Genomic DNA, 18425 nt, shown 5'->3' on the forward strand with positions numbered 1-18425 from the left:
GCAGCTCGGCGCCGAACACGGTCGGCAGGGACACCGCGCGCGCGGCGGTCGCGAAGCGCACGACCCCGTACAGGCCGTCGTGGTCCGTCACCGCGAGCGCGGACAGCCCCAGGTGCGCGGCCTCGGCCGCGAGCTCCTCGGGGTGGCTCGCGCCGTCGAGGAAGCTGAAGGCCGAGTGCGCGTGCAGCTCGGCGTAGCGTGGCGTCCGGCGCGCCCCGGCTCCCGGCGGGGCGGCCCTAGTCATAGACGGCCTCCACGGTCCACCGTCCCTGGGCGCTCGCGAGCAGCACGCCGCGCCCGTCGTCGAGCAGCACCTGGAGGTATGCCCGACGGCTCGGCGTCTCGCTCCACCAGCGTTCGGCGAGCGGCCACGGCCCGGCCCAGCCGAGCACCCGCCTGCTCGCCCCGGCGCGTGGCGCGAGCCATCGCACGGTCACGGGCGGTGCGCTCATCGCGAGGCGCACGTCGACGCGGACGGGCGCTCCGGCGTCGTCCAGGACGGTGACGTCCTCCGGGACGTCCAGGACGAGGGCGGGCGCGGGCTCGGGCAGGCGCCCCGGCCACGGCAGGTCCGCGCGCCGCGGCGCGGGGGCCGCGTCCCCCCAGGGCGCGAGGTGGACCTGGTCGTGGACGTCGCGCCCGCCCTGCGTGACGACGCTCAGGACGCCGTCTCCGCCCAGGAGGCCCTGGACCCGCCCCAGGGCGCGCTGGGCGCGGGCGTCCTCGCCGCTCGACGCGCCCCACAGCCGCGGCTGCTCGACGCCCGCGGCCACGACCTCCTCCGCCGTGATCGCGAGCCGCACGAGCGGCGAGGGCCGGTCCTCGGGCCGGTCCGGCAGGTCGTCGTGGCTGGTCTGTGCGTGGTCGTCCCGGCGCGTCCCCCGACCCTGCCGCTGCCGCTGCCCCAGCGCGACGCGCGACGCCGTGAGCCACCCCTCGAGCTGCCAGCGCACGCGGTCGGTGATGCGGGCCGCGGTGAGCCCGCCCATGGCGCCGTCGTCGCAGCGCCAGGTCCGTTCGAGCTCGCGCCCGTCCTCGGTGCGGGCCGTGATGCGCAGCCGCCCGCACGACGAGGACCGCTCGACGAGCTGGGCGTGCAGGTCCTCGGCGAGGCGACGGGCCGCGAAGGTCGCGACGTCGACGCGCTCGGCGGGCGGGTCGAGCTCGCACTCGACGGCGACGTCCGCCTCGATACGGCGCCTCGCGGGCGGGCGCAGGTCCTCGCCCTGCGCGAGGCGCTGCGCCCAGGCCCCCAGGTCGCCGAAGCGGGACAGGACGCTTGCGGCGGGCAGCGCCGCGAGGTCCGCGAAGGTCCGCACGCCGAGGCGGCCCAGGAGGTCGACGAGCTGCGCGACGGGCTGGGCGTCGCCCACCACGACGTGCGCGAGCTCGCCCAGCTGGCGCGGGGCCAGGTAGGCCCGGGAGGTCCCTGCGGGCACGACGAGCGAGGCCCGCGCGCCCAGCACCGCGGCCAGGATCCCGTCGGCGACGCCGACCTGGCTCTCGTGGCCGGTGTCCGCCGCGACCCGTTCGACGAGCACCTGCGCGAGGCGCTCCTCGGTGCCGTGGTAGCGCGCGGGGCCGCCCGAGGGCAGGAGCAGCAGGCCCGGGCGCGCGACCTCGATGCCCGCGACCACGGTCTCGGCGGCGAGCGCGACGGGCTCGAACTCGCGCGCGTCGCGCGCGTCGTCGGCGTCGAGCAGCGCGAGATCGGGGCAGCACTCCTGCGCCCGACGGCGTCGCATCCCCCGGCGCACGCCCTGCGCCCGCGCGGTGGCCGAGACCGCGAGGACGCGGCGCCCGTCGTGCGTGGCCGCGGGCACGTGCGCGGGGACCTGGGCCGCGCCCATCGCGGCGACGACCGGCCAGTCCGGCACCCACAGGACCGCGGTGCGGGTGGCGGTGGTCTCGGCGCTCATCCGACGAGCCGGAGGCCGGGCGGGGTCTTCTCGACCTGCCGCGGGTTCTTCACGGCACCCCCGCGCAGCGGCAGCTCGACCTGGCGCTCGATGCCTCGCGAGGCGCCGGCCCGCCCGCTGCGCTGGACCGTGAGCCGGCGCCTGCGCAGGTACCCGGCGCCGTGGTCCGTGCCGGACCACGTGCCCTCGCGGACCGTGAGGACCACGTGCGCCCCGGCCCAGGGCTGCGCCGCGACGAGGAGGTTCCCGCGCTCGCGGGCCCGAGAGGTCAGGCGTCGGCGGTCGGCGTCGGTCAGCGCGGCCTGCGGCCCGACCACGACGACGTCGATGCCGTCGAGCAGGGCCGCGACGGCCGCGGCGGCGTCGGGGCCCGGGGACGGGACGAGGGCGACACGGGCGAGGTCGATCCCGGCCTCGGCGGCCGCGAGGACCCCGAGCCGCGGGAAGCCGACCATCGCCGTCCAGGCCCCCGTGCGCGATGCCTCGGACAGCAGAGCGAGCAGGAGCGAGGTCGAGCCGTCGACCACCACGGCGGTGCCGCGCTGGAGCCCGCCGAACGGGAGCAGGTCGGCCAGCTCGTCGGGGACGGGGAGGAGCTTCTCCTCCCCCGTGCTCCCCGGTGCGCGCCGGGCCGAGAGCTCCGCGCGGCGCAGCACCGACCGGGCCAGGAGCGCCCGCTGGGCGTGCGTGGGCTCGGCGGGCGCGAGCGGGTCGGCGAGATCGATCGCCGCCCGCGCGGCGGTGGTGGTGACGGCGGTCGCGGGGCCGTCCAGGGCCTCCCGGAGGGCGTCGTCGACCAGGGTCATGACACCTCCTGCACGCTCGAAGACATTCGAACAGATGTTCGAACACTTCCAGTACACGCGCTCCCCGAGGGGGTGTCAACTCGTCTCACCCGGTCGCCGCCAAGAGTCGATCCCCGCTTGAGACTTTCACCACCACGCAACCATCAACCTCGGATGCAGGCATTCCGGAAGCCTCAGGCGACACCTCAGGCTTGAGCCAGAAAGGGCGAGATATCAACGATCCCGGACCTCGAACCCGTCGCCGGGGGCAGCGTGCGAACCCTCGACCCGGCGACGTAGGCCACGAGAACACGTGCCGATCGCTCGAGAGCGCCCCACATGCCCGGACCCCCACACCCTCGCCTCACCCCTGCACTCCCCCTCCTTGCTCCATGCATGTGAACCCGTCTCCTCTGGCCCCTCCAGGACCCACCGGGCACGATGGACCGATGAACCTCGCCGACCGTCCGATCGCCCCCGACCCCTACTCGCTGCTGCCCCCGGTGCCGCTCTTCACGGTGACGAGCGACGACGTCGTGCAGGGTGAGCCCATGTCGCGCACCCACGCGGCCGAGGGCGACAACCGCTCGCCCGAGCTCGCCTGGAACCACTTCCCCGCGGCCACGCGCTCGTTCCTGGTCAACTGCTTCGACCCCGACGCGCCGACCCCCGCGGGGTACTGGCACTGGACCGTGGTCAACCTCCCGGTCGCCACGGTGACCCTCGCGCAGGGGGCGGGATCCCCCGGCGGCGGCTACCTCCCGCAGGGCGCGTTCCAGACCCGGCACGACGGCGGAGGCCCCGGCTACCTGGGCGCCGCACCTCCGCCCGGGGACCGGCCGCACCGGTACGTCTTCGCGGTGCACGCGCTCGACGTCGAGAGGCTCGACGTGACCCCCTCGACGCCACCGACGGCCGTCGCGATCGCCGCGCTGTTCCACACGATCGCGCGCGCGACCATCACACCGACCTACCAGATCCTGGTCACCGTATGAGTCAGGGCACGAACGGGCCGGCGACGCTCCCGACCCTGGGCGACCTCGCCTGGGTCCCGGCCGCGGACAGGCTCGACCTGCTCGCACCGCCCGTCGCGCAGGCCCTCGCCCGCTGGGCCGCGCAGGACCCGCGGGTGGCCGAGCAGGTCGCCGTCGTCGAGATCGACCCCGACCTCGCGGACACCGCGACCCTCAACGCGGCGCACGACCTGCCGCCGGTCGCCTCGGCGAACTGCGTCCTGGTCGCCGGACGGCGCGGGGGCGACGAACGGATCGCGGCGGCCGTCGTGCGCGCCACGACCCGCGCCGACGTGAACTCGCGCGTGCGGTCGCTGCTCGACGTGCGCAAGGCCTCGTTCCTGCCCACGGACCGGGCGGTCGCCGAGTCCGGCATGGAGTACGGCGGGATCACCCCGGTCGGGCTCCCGGAAGGGTGGCGCGTGCTGCTCGACGCGCGCGTGGCGACCGACGGCGAGCCCGCGCTCATCGGGAGCGGGCTGCGCCGGTCGAAGCTGCTGCTGCCGGGCGCGCTGCTCGCGCGGCTGCCCGGGGTCGAGCTGATCGAGGGGCTGGGCGTGCCGGTGGGGTGAGAGCGAGGGACCGTCGGCCCTCTCGGCGCGGCCCTCGCGGCCGTCAGCCCTCGGCGCGGCCCTCGCGGCCGTCAGCCCTCGGCGCGGCCCTCGCGCCAGTAGCCCATGAACGCGACCGAGCGGCGGTCGACGCCGCGCTCCGACACGAGGTAGCGGCGCAGGGTCTTGATGACCGACGCCTCCCCCGCGAGCCACGCGTAGAGCTCGGCGCACGCGACGAGCGGCGTGCCGTCGTCGTCCACGGGGACCTCCCAGAGGATGTCCGTGTCGATGTCGACGTCCTCGAGCTCGGCCGCCTCGGCGAGCCCGCCCTGGCGCTGGACGAGCCCGCGGGCCGCGCACGTGAGCGAGTGCGTCGCGCCGCAGACGTTGCGCTCGAGCAGGCGGTCGGCGGCCTCGCGGACCGCGGGGACCAGCAGGTCGCCGTGCGCACGGCCCTCGCGGGCGAGCCACGTGACGTTGACGCCCGCCGGAGCCGTGACCGGCAGGACGTCGCCCTCGTGCGGGACCTCGAGGAAGACCTCGCCGACCTCGTCGGCGGGCAGGGAGCCCAGGATCGAGGCGATCGCGGGGACCGCGGTCTCGTCGCCCGCGAGGAGCAGCGCATGGCTGCGGACGGGACGGGAGAACTCGACGCCGCCGTGCGCCCCCGTCCACAGGCCGTTGGGGCCGAGCAGCACGATCTCGCTGCCGGGGCGCGCGGCGAGCGCCCACCGGGACGCGGGACCCGCGTCGCCGTGCAGGACGAGGTCGATGTCGACCTCGAAGGCCTCGGGACGCACGGCCCGCACGGTGTAGGTGCGCAGCGGGTTGCGACGCTCCTCGGGCTGCGCGCGCCACGCGGAGTACCACTCACCCGTGCGGACGAGGTGCTCGTAGCCGCCGTCGGGCGCGGGGAAGACGAGCTTGATGCGCTGGTCGAGGCCGTTGTCGGCGAACTCGTGGAGGTCGTGGCCCGTGAAGGTCACGCGCAGAAAGCTCGGCGAGAGCTTCTCGACCCGTCGCACCTGCACGTCGAACATGCGGAACGGGGAGATCTCCTGCTCGGTCACGACACTGGTCTGAGTCACGTAGGCGAGCCTAACCAAACATCGGGGCCGGGTGAACCCCCGAAGCCGAACGTGTGGTCGGGATCACTCCGACGGCTCACGCCTCGCGGCCGCGGCTGCGCCACAGGAGCCACACGAAGTAGGGCGCGCCGATGAGCGCGGTCGTCAGGCCCGCCGGGATCTGGGCGGGCGCGATGACCGTCCGTCCCACGGTGTCGGCGACGCTCACCAGGACGGCCCCGAGCAGCATCGCGACCGGGATCACCCGGCCGTTGCGCGAACCGACGAGGGCGCGGGCCGCGTGCGGGGCGACGAGCCCCACGAAGCCCACGACCCCGACCGCGCACACCGCCGCAGCCGTCAGGCACGCGCTGGCCCCCAGGAGCAGCAGGCGCGTGCAGTCCAGGCGCAGGCCCAGGACACGCGGGGTGTCCTCGTCGAGCGCCAGGACGTCCATCTCGCGCCGGTGGAGCACCGCGACGGGCACGACCACGAGCAGCGCGAGGACGACGGGGACCAGGTGGTCGAAGGTCCGCCCGTACGTCGACCCGGACAGCCAGGTGAGCGCGACGTTGAGGTTCCAGGGCGCGACGACCACGATCACGAGCGTCGTCAGGGCCGTGGCGCCCGTGCTCATGCCGATGCCGATGAGCACGAGCCGGTCCGAGCTCAGGCCGCCCCGGTACGCGAGGCGGTACACGATCGCGAACGTGCCGAGCGCACCGACGACGGCGGCGAGGGACATGCCCATGATGCCGACGCCAGGAACCAGCAGCACGACCCCGACGGCGCCCAGCCCCGCGCCCGCCGTCACACCGAGCAGGCCGGGCTCGGCCAGCGGGTTGCGGCACACGGCCTGCACGACCGTCCCGGCCAGGCCCAGCGCAGCCCCCGCGAGGATCGCGGCGAGCACGCGCGGGACGCGCTGGTCGAGCACGAAGCTCACCTGCTTGCCCGCCCGGTCGGCGGCCCAGTTGAGGACGTCGCCCGTGAGCAGCAGCCTGTCGCCCAGCAGGAGCGCGGCGACCGTGGCCGCGACGAGGAGCGCGACGAGGACGGTCACCACGACCAGGGCACGGCGGGCACCGCGCGGCCGGACGTGCGCGGCGCGGGTCCCCGCGGCTGGACCGGAGTCCTTGAGCCGGCGCGCGAGCCACACGAGCACCACGGCCCCGAACACCGTCGTGATGACGCCCGTCGGGACGGCCACGCCGTACGTGCCGGGCAGGACGAGGCGCAGCAGGACGTCGGCGCCGAGGACCACGATCACGCCCGCGATCCCCGCCAGCGGGATGAGCACGCGATGACGGTTGAGCCCGGGGACCTTGCGGGCCACGAGGCGCACGACCACGGGGGCGCACAGGCCGACGAAGCCGACCGGGCCCGCGACCGTGACGGCCGTGGCCGAGAGCAGCACCGCGAGCAGGATGGTCACGACGCGCGTCGCGCGCACGTCGATCCCGAGGACCGTCGCGGTGTCGTCGCCGAGCGCCAGGAGGTCCAGGCGGTGGGCCACGAGGATCAGGCCACCGAGGCCGACGACCACGAGCGGGGCCGCGAGCGCGACCTGCGACGTGCCGGACTGGACGATCGAGCCGCTCCCCCACGCGAACAGCCCCATGGTCTCCTGCTGGAACAGCACGAGCAGCACGGTCGTCAGGGAGTGCAGCGCGAGCGTGATCGCCGAGCCCGCGAGGATGAGCCGGGTCGGCCCGGCTGCGCCGCCACGGGCCAGGACGAGCACGAGACCCGAGGCCGCGAGCCCACCGACGAGCGCGAGCGTCCCGGAGAGGTAGAACGGCAGGGTCACGCCGATCACGGCCGCGCCCACGACCGCGACGTAGGCGCCCGCGTTGACCGCGAGCGTGTCGGGCGAGGCGAGCGGGTTGCGCGCCACGGACTGCAGCGCGGCACCCGCCGCGCCGAGCGAGACACCCACGAGGAGGCCTGCGAGCAGACGCGGGACGCGCGAGGCGACCAGGACGGCCGCGGCGGTCCGGTCGGCGTCGGCGTCGCCGCCGGTCACGAGGCGCAGCAGGTCGCCGAGCCCGACGTCGGCCGTCCCCTGCGTGAGGTGGACGGCGGCCAGCACCAGGACGGCGAGGACCCCGACGACGAACGCCGAGGCGACCGTCAGACGGAACCGGAGGCGCGAGCGCCCCGGGGGGACGGCCGGGACCGGCGGGGCGAGGAGTCCGGTGGTGTCGTCCGGGACCTCGTGCCGGGCCGTCGAGAGTCCTCCCGGGGCGCTCGTGCTCACTGGGTCAGGGCCGCGACGAGCGCGTCGACGTACGCGTTCGCGGACGCGGGCCCGCCGAACATCCAGATGCCGTCGGGGATGCGGTGCACGTCACCGGCCACGACGAACGGGAGCTGCTCCCAGATCGCGTTGCCGGCCAGGCCCTCGGCGAACGGGTCTGCCTCGGAGTCGCTCGCGGCGTAGACGAACTGGACGTCGCTCAGCGCGGTCAGGCCCTCGACGTCGGTCTGCGCGAGCCCGTAGTCGGGGTCGCCCTCGCCGGTCCACGCGTTCGCCAGGCCCAGCTCGGCGCCGATCGCGCCGAAGAACGAGCCGGGCGTGTACATGCGCACCGAGACGGTGCCGTTGTTGACCCAGCCGTCGGCCATGACGAACGAGGCGCCCGCGACGCCGGCCTCCTCGAGGGCCTTCTTGCCCTCGACGACCTTGGCGTCGAAGCCCTCGAGCAGCTCGGTGCCCTTGTCCTCGGTGCCCGTGGCGGTCGCGAGGGTCTCGACGGTCTGGCGCATGTACCCGATCGGGTCGGTGCCGTCGGAGCCGCGCAGGGTCACGACGGGCGCGATGTCCGCGAGCTGGTCGATCACGTTGTCGGGCGTGTCCGTGGTGACGGCGATGAGCTGGGGCTCGAGCGCGGAGATGGCGTCGAGGCTGGGCTCTCCGCGCATCCCGACGTCGGGCGTCGACGCGTCGAGCGCTACCGAGGTGTCCCACGTGTTGTAGCCCTCGACGTCGGCCTGGCCCACGACGTCCACACCGAGCGCCAGCAGGTTCTCGGTCAGGCCCCACTCGAGCGAGACGACCTCGGTCGCGGGGGCGTCGAGCGTCTGCTCTCCGCGCTCGTCGGTGAAGGTGACGGGGCCCGCGTCGGAGGCGGGGGCCTTCGACGCGCTGCCGGCGTCGGCCTCCTCCGTGGTGCCGCACGCGGTGAGGGTGAGCGCTGTCACGAGCAGGACGGCGGGCAGGCCGGTCCGGAAGGTCGTTCGCATGGGGGTCCTGTGTCCTTGAGGGTGCTGCCCGCGCCGGGTGGGCGGGGCTCGGTGGGCTGCCGCGCCGGGGTGCGCGGCAGCACGGTGGGGAGGATCGCGGCGTCAGGGGACGGCGACGAGCCTGCGGGTCGTGTGCCGCCCGACAGGTGCGGTCTGCACCGTGCCGGTCAGCGGGTCGTGCGTGACCTCGATCCGGATGCCGTAGGTCTCGCTGAGCGCGTCGGCGGTCAGGACGTCGGCGGCCTCGCCCGCGGCACGGACGACGCCGCGCTGGAGCAGGACCACGTGGTCCGCGACCGCGGCCGCCTGGTTGAGGTCGTGCAGCACGACGCCCACGGCCACGCCGTGGTCGTCGGCGAGGTCGCGCATGAGGTCGAGGATCTCGACCTGGTAGCGCAGGTCCAGGTAGGTCGTGGGCTCGTCGAGCAGCAGCACGCCCGTGTCCTGCGCGAGGCAGGTCGCGAGCCACACGCGCTGGAGCTCGCCGCCGGACAGCTCGTCGACGCCGCGGCCGGCCATCGCCGCGACACCGGTGACGTCCATGGCCCAGGTGATGGCGCGTGCGCCGTCGGGGTCCGTGGAGCGGAAGCGCGCCCGGTGCGGGTGGCGCCCGTACCCGACGACGTCGCGCACGCTCACGCCGTTGGGCGTGGGCCGGCTCTGCGAGAGCAGGGTGACGCGCCGCGCGAAGTCCTTGGGGTGCAGCGCGAGCGCGTCGGGGACGTCGGGCAGGCTCACGGTCCCCTGGACGGGCTTGTGGAGCCGGGCGAGCGAGCGCAGGAGCGTCGACTTGCCGCTCCCGTTGGGGCCGATGAGCGCGGTGACCTGTCCGGGGAGCAGGCGCAGGGAGGCGTCGTGCACGACGGCGGTCCCGTCGTACCCGAGGCTCAGCCCGGTCCCGGCGAGGGCCGGGCGGGAGGAGTCCTGGGCGGTGGGAGCGTCGTCGTCGCCGGATAAGGTGTGGCTCACAGAGGTGAGCCTAACCAAACATCCCTACCGGGTGAAAGCCCAGGACCCGCAGCAGGACCGACGATGTGGTCGGGATCACGTCTCCGACCGGGAACGAGGCTCAGCGCACGATCGTCACGGGGCAGTGCGCCTCACGCACGAGCGAGTGGCTCACCGAACCCAGGACGAGCGCCGCGAAACCGCCCCGCCCGCGCGACCCGACCACGAGCCGCTCGGCCCCCTCCGAGGCCCTGACCAGCGCGGGAGCCGGCTGCGCCTCCACGGTCGAGCCCTCGACCTCCAGGTCCGGGTACTCCTCGTGCACCTGCGCGAGCGCGGCCGCGAGCAGTCGCTCGGCCCCGTTCTCGGCACGCTCGCGCGGGAACTCCGCGGCCATGTAGCTCTCGAGGTGCGCCGAGGCGCGCGTCCACCACGCGACCACGACCCGCAGCGACGCACCGCGCGAGGCCGCGACCTCGGCCGCGTGGCTGAGCGCGCCGGTCGCGTGCGTCGAGCCGTCGACCCCCACGACCACAGGCAGGTTCACGTCGCGCAGCGCCTCGACGTCGCCGTGGACCACGACGACCGGGCAGTGCGCGTGCGCGGCGACCGCGAGCGCCACCGACCCGCCGAGCTCGCCGCGGACCCGCCCGTGGTCCCCCGACCCGACGACCACCATCGCGGCGTCGAGCGACGTGCCGACGAGCGTCGCGGCCGGGGTCGTGTACTCCACGGTCACCTCGACCTCGACGTCGGGCTCGACCTCGAGGGCCTGGACCCGGCCGCGGTCGGCGAGCGCCCGCGCTCCGGCCTGCGCGTTCTCGCCGCCACCGGGCAGCGAGGGTTCGAGGTGGGTGTCGTGCGCGTCGCGGGCGAAGACGACCTCCAGACGAGCGCCACGCCGTCGGGCCTCGCGCGCGGCCCAGCGCACGGCGGAGGTCGCGGAGGGCGACCCGTCGTAGCCGACGACGACCGGTCCGACGGTGGACATACGTCCATGGTCACCCCGTGGGCGGTCCGGCGCGAGGGCAGGGCCACGCCGGGCGCGTGGTCCGGCCGCGCACCATGGCGTCTCGCGGCCGGGCCACGCCCGCCCGCCCCTCCCGCCGCCCGCTGCTCTCGACCGGTCGGCCTCGCAGGGCGGCACGGGTCGGCAGGAGCATCGAGAGGTACCCGACGGCGCCCGCGCCCGCGACCGTCGCGAGGTAGGCGACCGGGGAGAGCGCGGGCACCGCCCGCTGCCCCTCGCTCAGCCCGAGGCTCACGCCGGTCAACGGCGGCAGCAGGATCACCGTCGCGACGACCACGGCGATGCCGACCACGACGCCCGCCTCGACCCGCATCATCCGCAGTACCTGACGGTCCCGCGTCCCGACCAGGCGCAGCAGCGCGAGCTCGCGCCGCCGGTCGACCGTCGACATGACCAGGGCGTTCGCCACGTTCAGCGCGACGTACCCGAACAGCACCACGAGCAGGATCATCGAGGTCCACGTGTTCGCCTCGAGCGCCGCCTTCTCGGCGGCGACCAGGGATGCCCGGTCGGCGAGCACGACGCCCGGGTACGGGGTCGTCGTCCGGCCGAGGTCCTCCGCGAGCGCCTCGACGTCGGTCTCCTCCTGGGCCACCACGAGCAGCGAGCCGTCCAGCCCGTCCGCCGATGCCGGCAGGACCAGGTCGCGCGGGAGCAGGGCGTCGCCGAAGCCCATGCCGCGCCCGTAGAGCGCGACGACGACGGCGTCGACCCGCGTGCCGTCCGCGAGGTAGAGCTCGACGGTGTCCCCGAGCCCGGCTCGCGCCTTGCTCGCTCCCGCGACGCTGAGGGCGACCGACTCGCCGTGCAGGTCGTCGGTCGAGCCCTCGCGCACGTCCAGGTCGATCGCGGCGCCGAGGTCCGCCGGGTCGACGCCCTGGACGCTCAGGGCCTCCGCCGTGAGCGTGCCGTCCGGCTCGGCGAAGCGCACGAGGGCCTGGCTCCGCACGGTCGGGGTCACCGAGGCGACGCCCGGGACTCCCGCGACCTGCCCCGCGAGGTCGGGCGAGAGACCCGTGCCGCTGCTCGCGAGCACGAGGTCGGCGCGCAGCCCGTCGGCCACCTGACGCTCGGTCTCGGCCACCTGCGCGGCCCCGAGCGAGACCTGCACGACCGTCACGGTGATCGCGAGCACGAGCGGCACGACAGCCCCCGCGAGCCGTCGCGAGCTCGCACGGGTGCTGCGGCCCGCGAGGTAGGTGCTCGCGTGCGGGCTGCGCCGCAGGAACGGCTCGACCAGCAGCACGAGGGCGTGCACGATCCGCGGCCCCAGGAGCGCGACCGCGATCACGAGCACCACGCCGGAGAGCGCGGCCCCCGCGAGCGCGTCCTCGCCCGCGACGAACGCGGGCAGCAGCGACAGGAACACCCCGCCGACGACCATGACCACGCCGATCACCGTGCGCGTGACGCCCAGCCGCGGGGTCTCGACCGCGGCCTCGCCCAGCGCCTCGACCGGCTTCACCGTGATGGCGCGTCGAGCGGACATCCGCCCCGCGATCCACGCGACTCCCACCGTGAGCAGCACCGCGATCACGACCGGCAACGGCCCCACCGCGACCGGGTAGTCCGCCGAGACGACCCCCGCCCGGACGAACAGGCCGTGCAGCACGCCGACCGCGGGGATGCCCAGGAGCGCCCCGGGGACCGCGGCCGTCGTGGACAGCACGAGCATCTCGGCGGAGATCATCCGGCGGACCTGGCGCGGGGTCGCACCGACCGCGCGGAGCAGCGCGAGCTCGCGGCGCCGCTGCTGCACCACGAGCCCCAGGGCGCTCGCGACGACGAACACGACGACGACGAGCATGATCCCGCCGAAGCTGCCGGCGATCGCGACCAGCGTGGTCGCCGAGCCCGAGGCGTCGGCGAACTCGACCGCTCCACGGGCGTCGCCCGTGCGCACGGTCAGCCCGGTCCGCTCGCGCACGTCCGCGGCGAGCGCCCGCACGTCCGTCCCGTCGGCGGCCAGGATCCCGACGGCGTCGACCTCGCCTCGGGCGTCTGCCGCGCCGGGTCGACCGCTCGTGCCCGGGCCTGCTACCGCGAGGTCCGCGACCTGCTCGTCGGTGAAGAACACCACGCCCTGCCGCAGTGCCCCGGCTCCCTCGGGCGGTGAGACGGTCCCGGTCACCCGGTACTCCCCCGGCGTCGAGCCCACGGCCAGGGTGACGTCGTCGCCCACCCCCACGGCGAGCCGCGCGGCCAGTGCGCCGTCGAGCACGACCTGGCCCGGCGCCGTCGGGCCGTCGCCCTGTGCGAGGGCGAACGGACCGAGCGTCGCCGAGGACCACCCGTGGCCCACCGGCGGGCGCCCGTCGATCGCCCCGGCCAGGTCGCCCGACGGCCCGACGGCACCCAGTCGCACCTCGACGTCGCCGACCGCGCGCTCGACCCCGGGGATCGCCGCGAGCTCGTCGACCGCGGACACGGGCAGGCGGACGCGGCCACCGAAGGGCTCGTCGTAGTCCACGTCGACCGCGAGCGACTGCTGCGCGGTCACGACCAGGTCGGCGCCCGCGTAACGCTCGGGGCCGATGCCCTGACGGATGCCCGACTCCATGAGCAGCCCGCACGCCGCGACGAGCATCGCGCTCAGGAACAGCGCGACGAACGGGCCGACGAAGCTCTTGCGGCGCGCGCGCAGCGTGCTCAGCGCGAGACCCAGCACCCTCACCACTCCCCGAGGTGCGTCATGCGGTCGGCGACCTGCTCGGGGGTCGGTCGGACGAGCTCGCCCGCGACCTGCCCGTCGGCCAGGAACACGACGCGGTCCGCGAACGAGGCCGCGACCGGGTCGTGCGTGACCATGAAGACGCTCTGGCCGAGCGCGTCGACCAGGAACCGCAGCAGCTCGAGCACCTGCTTGCTCGTCCGCGTGTCGAGGGCCCCGGTCGGTTCGTCCGCCACGACGACGTCGGGGCGCGTCACGAGGGCCCGCGCGATCGCCACGCGCTGCTGCTGGCCGCCCGAGAGCTCGCTCGGGCGGTGGTCGAGACGGTCCTCGATCCCGACGCGGGCCGCGATCTCGCGCAGCCAGGCCGGGTCCGCCCGCTCGCCCGCGAGACGCAGCGGCAGCCCGACGTTCTCCGCGACCGTCAAGGACCCCATGAGGTTGTAGGCCTGGAACACGAACCCGATGCGCCCCCGGCGCAGGGCCGTGAGCTCGTCCTCGGTCAGCGTGGACAGGTCCACGCCGCCCAGGTGGACCGAGCCGCCCGTCGGTCGGTCGAGGCCAGCGGCGCAGTGCAGCAACGTGCTCTTGCCCGAGCCCGACGGCCCCATCACGGCCGTGAAGCTGCCCCTCGGCAGCGCCAGGGACACGCCCCGCAGGGCGTGCACCGACCGCTTGCCCGCGGCGTACGTCTTGGTGATCCCTGCGACCTGCAGGGCGTACGGCGAGACCGCCGGGGGGTCCGCCTGGTCGTGGTCGTCTTCATCGAAACCCCTGTCGTGGCGTGAGTCTCGAACGTAGCGAGCGGGGGACGAACCGGACCATCCGGGACGTCCCCCGAACGGGGTGGGGTTGTCCCCCGTGCCGGGCGGCCAGGTTCCCCGGTGCTAGGGCGCGAGGCGGTGCAGGTCGCGCGGGAAGAGCGTGACCTCGCGGACGTTCGGCGCGCCCGTCAGGCGCGCGGTCCACCGTTCGAGGCCGATCGCGAAGCCGCCGTGCGGCGGCATCCCGTGCTCGAACGCCTCGAGGTACGTCGCGTACGCGGCCGGGTCCTCGCCTCGGGCCGTGATCGCCGCGACGTAGTCCGCGTACCGGTGCAGGCGCTGACCGCCAGTGACGAGCTCGACGCCTCGGAAGAGCAGGTCGAAGCTGTTGCTCCACCGCGCGTCCCCCGGCTGCGGGTGCGTGTAGAAGGGACGCCTGGCCATCGGGTAGCCCTCGACCGCGAGGAGGTCGCTGCCGTGCTCGGCGAGCGCCCACCGCCCCAGCGCCCGCTCGTGCTCGGGGGCCAGGTCGGGCTCGTCCGCGGGAGCCCCGACGAGAGCCAGCGCCTCGGCGAAGTGGATCACGGGGATCTCGTCGGGCACGACCGGCACCGCGAAGCCGTGGGCCGCGACCGCGGACCCGGCGTGCTCGTGGACCGCGGCGACCATGCCGGCCAGGACGTCACGCAGGACGGCCAGCACGTCGCGGTGGTCACGGACGAAACCGAGCTCGACGTCGAGCGAGACGTACTCGGCGAGGTGGCGCACGGTGTCGTGCGGCTCGGCCCGGAAGACCGGTCCCACCTCGTACACGCGCTCGAAGACCCCGACGAGCTGCTGCTTGAAGAACTGCGGGCTCTGCGCCAGGAAGGCGGGCCGGCCGAAGTAGTCGAGCGTGAACACGTCGGCACCCGACTCGGTCGCCGACCCGACGATCTTGGGCGACTGCACCTCGGTGAAGCCCCGCGCGTCGAGGGCCTCACGGAACCCGCGCAGGGACGCGGCCGCCACCTCCCAGCGTGCGCGCTGCGCGGGGTGCCGCCAGGCGACCGCGGCGTGGTCGAGCATCGTGGAGAGCCCCACGTCGAGCGAGGGGCGCCACAGCTCGACGGGCGGGGTCGAGGCCGGGTCCGTGAGGAGCACGACGGTCGGCGAGGTCACCTCGACCCCGCCCGGAGCCTGCGCGTTCGCCGTCGTCAGGCCCGTGACCTCGACCACGGTCTCCTCGGGCGGCACGACCTGCCCGTCGCCCGCCCGCACGACGACCTGGGCCAGGCCCGACCGGTCGCGCAGCACGAGGAAGGTGACGGTCGCGAGGGCGCGACGCCGGTGCACCCAGCCACGGAGCGTGACGGGCGTGCCGGGTGGGAGGGCGGGCAGGTCCGCGGCGAGGGTCCGGGGTGCGGTCGAGGCGGTGGGTGGGGTCGGCGGTCTCATGGTTCCTCCAGCAGGCGAAGGCCCTGGAGGAGCGGGCGGGGGCTAGGCCGCGGTGCCACCACTCCTTCGCCGGGAGGTCCCGGCCTCTCGTCGGTCCGCCGGACGCGCGGGGGCCGTGCGCCCGGCACGAGGTCCGGGCCGAGGGTCGTCACGCCTCACGTCCACCGGCTCCGACGATACCCACGCACGCCGCGGACGTCGCGGACATTTTCCGGGGCCTCTCGCCGAGTGCGTGGTTCGGCTGCGACTCGCCGGGCGTGTCGCGGCGCGATCACCCGCTCAGCGTTCGGGAGCGCGTTCCGGCACGTGCAGCCGCCGCAGGAAGCGGTCGGTGCGGGGGTGCGGCCCGCGCCGGTCACGCAGGGACACGACGACGGTCGCGGCGGTCGCGAGCGGGATCGTCCAGGCCGCGGGCTGGGCCAGGAGGCTGCGCGCGAGCCCGTCGCCGGGTCCGAGCGCCGAGGTCACGAGGAGCGCCGCGGCACACAGCGCGCTGCCGACGACCATGCCCGCGATCGCCCCGCGCGCGGTGAGCCGCCGCCACCACACGCCCAGCAGGATCGTCGGGGACAGCGCCGAGGCCGCGAACACGAACACGGTCCCGACGCTCGTCACGAGCCCCTGCGGGATGGTCACGAGCGCGAACGCGAGGGGCACGATCGTGCACGCGACCGCGGACCAGCGGAACGAGCGGACCGTGCCGCCGAACAGGTCCTGGCTCACGACGCCCGCGAGCGAGACCACGAGTCCTGAGGACGTCCCGAGGAACGCCGCGAACGCCCCTGCGATCACGAGCGCCGAGAGCAGCTCGCCGCCCACACCGGGCACGAGCCGGGACGGCAGCACGAGCGCCACGGTGTCCGCGACGCCGGGCTCGGCGAGGTCGGGGGCGACGACGCGGGCGACCAGTCCCATGGTGCTCGAGACCATGTAGAAGGCGCTGATCATGCCGATCACGACCACGGTCGTCCACCGGGCCGAGACGCCGTCGGGGCTCGTGTAGAAGCGCACGAGGACGTGCGGCAGGCCGATCGTGCCGAGCAGGAGCGCGAGCAGGAGCGAGACGGTCGTGTACGTGTCGTAGGAGCGTGGCCCGGCCTCGGGCGGGAAGACCTGGGCCGGGTCGAGCGCCAGGTCCTGCCCGCCGAGCACGACCAGCAGGAAGACCACGGGGATCGCGAGCGCCGTGAGCTTGACCCAGAACTGGAACGCCTGGACGAACGTGACCGAGCGCATGCCGCCCGCGGCGACCACGGCGCTCACGACCGCGGCGACCCCGACCGACCCGACCCACGGCGGCACGGGGGCCACGGTCGTGATGACGAGCGCGGCGCCGTGGAGCTGCGGGACGACGTACAGCCACCCGATGACGAGCACCAGGACGCTCGTGACGCGCCGGGCGGCGAGCGAGTCGAGGCGTGCCTGGACGAAGTCGGGGATCGTGTACGCCCCGCTGCGGCGCAGCGGCCCGGCCACGAACAGCAGCACGAGCAGGTAGCCCGCGGCGTACCCGACGGGGAACCAGAACGCCTCGGCCCCGGAGAGCAGCACGAGCCCGGACAGGCCCAGGAAAGTCCCGGCCGACAGGTACTCGCCGCTGATGGCCGACGCGTTCCACACGGGCTGCACGGTGCGCGAGGCGACGAAGAAGTCGCTCGTGGTCCGCGAGATGCGCAGCCCGTAGAACCCGATGAGCCCGGTCGCGAGCAGCAGCAGGCCGACCGCGACGAGCGGCAGCGCCGAGGTCACTCGTCCTCCACGAGGGCGCGGAAGCGTCGTTCGTTGCGCGCGGCGGCGAGCGCGAACACGAGCGCGAACGCCGCGATGACCGGGTAGAACCCGTAGGCGTGCAGGAGCCACGGGAGCGGCACGCCCAGCAGGTGCACGTCGCCCAGCGTCGGCACGGCGCTCATCGTGACCGTGAGCAGCGCGACGACGGCAAGGAACGACACGACGCACGCGAGCGCGAGCCGCAGCTGCGCCCGCGCGAGGCTGCGGGCGTACACGGCCGCGGGTTCGCTGCCGCCGTCGGGCCCGGGCGCCTCCCCGGGTCCCTCGCGCACCACGCCCGACGGCGCCTCCTCCCCCGCGTCCGGCGCGGCGCCCCGGGCGGCGGCCGGGGCGCGCGACGGGACGTCGGTCGATCGGACGACGACCCGCGGCGGCGGCTCCTGCGAGGTCACGGACGGCTCCCGGGACGGCCCAGGAGCGCGTCGCGCACGGCCGGGGCCATACGCCGGCTCACGGGGACCTCCTGCCCGGCGACGACCACGACCGGGTGCGCGCCGCCGAGGCGGACCGCGGTCACGGCGGCACGGTCGACGAGGTACGAGCGGTGCACGCGCAGGAAGCCCACGGCGGTCCAGCGTTCCTCGAGGTCGGAGATGGGCTCGCGCACCAGGTAGCCGTCCGTGTCCGTGACCAGGCGTGAGTAGTCTCCCTGCGCCTGGACCCACCGCACGGCCGAGCGCAGCACGACGCGCGTCGTCGTGCCGACCGTGACGGCGATGGTCTCGTCGGCCGGGGGGACCTGCGCCGTCGGGGCGGGCCGCTCCGCGTCGTGGGCGACGGCGCCTCCCGTGTCACGGGACGGCGCGCCCTCCACCGCGCGGGACGCGGCTGCCTGGACCGCGACGGCTCGCGCGACCGCGCGGGCCAGCCGCTCGCGCCGCACGGGCTTGAGCACGTAGTCGACGGCCTCGACGTCGAACGCCTCGGTGGCCCGGGCCTCGTCGGCCGTCACGAACACCACTGCGGGACGGACCGAGAACCGCGACAGCGCGCGGGCGAGGTCGAGCCCCGTGAGCCCCGGCATGTGGATGTCGAGGAACGCGACGTGGACAGGGTGCTCGGACAGCCAGCGCAGGGCCTCGGCGCCCGAGGCGACGCCGTGGACCGAGCGCACGTGCGGGTCGCGGCGCAGGAGCGCGGTCAGCTCGTCGAGGGCCGGGCGCTCGTCGTCGGCCACGAGGACGTCGACGCCGGGATGCG

At 75.3% G+C, this 18425-nt stretch carries 15 protein-coding genes and 1 pseudogene; 2 read left to right on the plus strand and 14 right to left on the minus strand.

The annotated features are described in order from the left end of the window. Positions 1-55 precede the first annotated feature (55 nt). The 3 genes and pseudogenes from H9652_RS20060 to H9652_RS09565 all read right to left on the minus strand — a co-directional run. A pseudogene (locus H9652_RS20060) lies at positions 56-244 on the minus strand (PHP domain-containing protein); the annotation flags it as partial. Next, entirely contained in the window at positions 237-1919 is a 1683-nt protein-coding gene (locus H9652_RS09560; protein ID WP_191796020.1) for a DNA polymerase Y family protein, read from the minus strand. The pseudogene H9652_RS20060 and the gene H9652_RS09560, both read right to left, overlap by 8 nt. Continuing rightward, the gene (locus H9652_RS09565) at positions 1916-2725 is read right to left on the minus strand and encodes a hypothetical protein (RefSeq protein WP_191796021.1); all 810 of its coding nucleotides are present in this window, start codon (positions 2723-2725) and stop codon (positions 1916-1918) included. Before H9652_RS09565 ends, H9652_RS09560 begins: the two co-directional genes overlap by 4 nt. A gap of 428 nt (positions 2726-3153) precedes the next feature. On the opposite strand from H9652_RS09565, the gene H9652_RS09570 reads away from it, so the two are divergent. Then, positions 3154-3699 carry a YbhB/YbcL family Raf kinase inhibitor-like protein gene (locus H9652_RS09570; protein ID WP_191796022.1) on the plus strand — a complete coding sequence of 182 codons (546 nt, stop codon included), beginning with the start codon at positions 3154-3156 and terminating at the stop codon, positions 3697-3699. After that, positions 3696-4289 carry a YbaK/EbsC family protein gene (locus tag H9652_RS09575; RefSeq protein WP_191796023.1) on the plus strand — a complete coding sequence of 198 codons (594 nt, stop codon included), beginning with the start codon at positions 3696-3698 and terminating at the stop codon, positions 4287-4289. Before H9652_RS09570 ends, H9652_RS09575 begins: the two co-directional genes overlap by 4 nt. 71 nt (positions 4290-4360) lie before the next feature. Here the strand turns inward: H9652_RS09575 and H9652_RS09580 are convergent, their stop codons facing one another. From H9652_RS09580 to H9652_RS09630, 11 genes are all read right to left on the minus strand, one after another. Then, positions 4361-5311 (minus strand): siderophore-interacting protein, encoded by a 951-nt coding sequence (locus H9652_RS09580; protein ID WP_191796059.1) that lies wholly within the window; start codon positions 5309-5311, stop codon positions 4361-4363. Between the two features lie 124 nt (positions 5312-5435). Continuing rightward, on the minus strand, positions 5436-7598 hold the full coding sequence (locus H9652_RS09585; RefSeq protein WP_191796024.1) for an iron ABC transporter permease: 2163 nt from the start codon (positions 7596-7598) through the stop codon (positions 5436-5438). Further along, positions 7595-8584 carry an ABC transporter substrate-binding protein gene (locus H9652_RS09590; protein ID WP_191796025.1) on the minus strand — a complete coding sequence of 330 codons (990 nt, stop codon included), beginning with the start codon at positions 8582-8584 and terminating at the stop codon, positions 7595-7597. The genes H9652_RS09585 and H9652_RS09590 overlap by 4 nt, the downstream gene beginning before the upstream one ends. A 102-nt stretch (positions 8585-8686) precedes the next feature. After that, a complete protein-coding gene (locus H9652_RS09595; RefSeq protein ID WP_191796026.1) occupies positions 8687-9553 on the minus strand; it encodes an ABC transporter ATP-binding protein in 867 nt (288 codons plus the stop codon). Positions 9554-9653: 100 nt separating this feature from the next. Continuing rightward, the gene (locus H9652_RS09600; RefSeq protein ID WP_191796027.1) at positions 9654-10523 is read right to left on the minus strand and encodes a universal stress protein; all 870 of its coding nucleotides are present in this window, start codon (positions 10521-10523) and stop codon (positions 9654-9656) included. Between the two features lie 10 nt (positions 10524-10533). Next, the gene (locus H9652_RS09605) at positions 10534-13236 is read right to left on the minus strand and encodes an FtsX-like permease family protein (protein ID WP_191796028.1); all 2703 of its coding nucleotides are present in this window, start codon (positions 13234-13236) and stop codon (positions 10534-10536) included. Next, positions 13233-13883 carry an ABC transporter ATP-binding protein gene (locus H9652_RS09610; protein ID WP_318244072.1) on the minus strand — a complete coding sequence of 217 codons (651 nt, stop codon included), beginning with the start codon at positions 13881-13883 and terminating at the stop codon, positions 13233-13235. The genes H9652_RS09605 and H9652_RS09610 overlap by 4 nt, the downstream gene beginning before the upstream one ends. A 237-nt stretch (positions 13884-14120) precedes the next feature. After that, positions 14121-15434, minus strand: a complete 1314-nt coding sequence (gene aspS / locus H9652_RS09615) for an aspartate--tRNA(Asn) ligase (protein WP_191796029.1) — start codon at positions 15432-15434, stop codon at positions 14121-14123. Between the two features lie 279 nt (positions 15435-15713). Next, positions 15714-17183: a sodium/solute symporter gene (locus H9652_RS09620; RefSeq protein WP_191796030.1), complete on the minus strand. Its 1470-nt coding sequence runs from the start codon at positions 17181-17183 to the stop codon at positions 15714-15716. Then, on the minus strand, positions 17180-17617 hold the full coding sequence (locus H9652_RS09625) for a heavy metal transporter (protein WP_191796031.1): 438 nt from the start codon (positions 17615-17617) through the stop codon (positions 17180-17182). Before H9652_RS09625 ends, H9652_RS09620 begins: the two co-directional genes overlap by 4 nt. Beyond that, positions 17614-18402: a LytR/AlgR family response regulator transcription factor gene (locus H9652_RS09630; RefSeq protein ID WP_318244077.1), complete on the minus strand. Its 789-nt coding sequence runs from the start codon at positions 18400-18402 to the stop codon at positions 17614-17616. Before H9652_RS09630 ends, H9652_RS09625 begins: the two co-directional genes overlap by 4 nt. Positions 18403-18425: the final 23 nt, after the last annotated feature.

The organism is Oerskovia rustica (assembly GCF_014836555.1).
Taxonomy (GTDB): domain Bacteria; phylum Actinomycetota; class Actinomycetes; order Actinomycetales; family Cellulomonadaceae; genus Oerskovia; species Oerskovia rustica.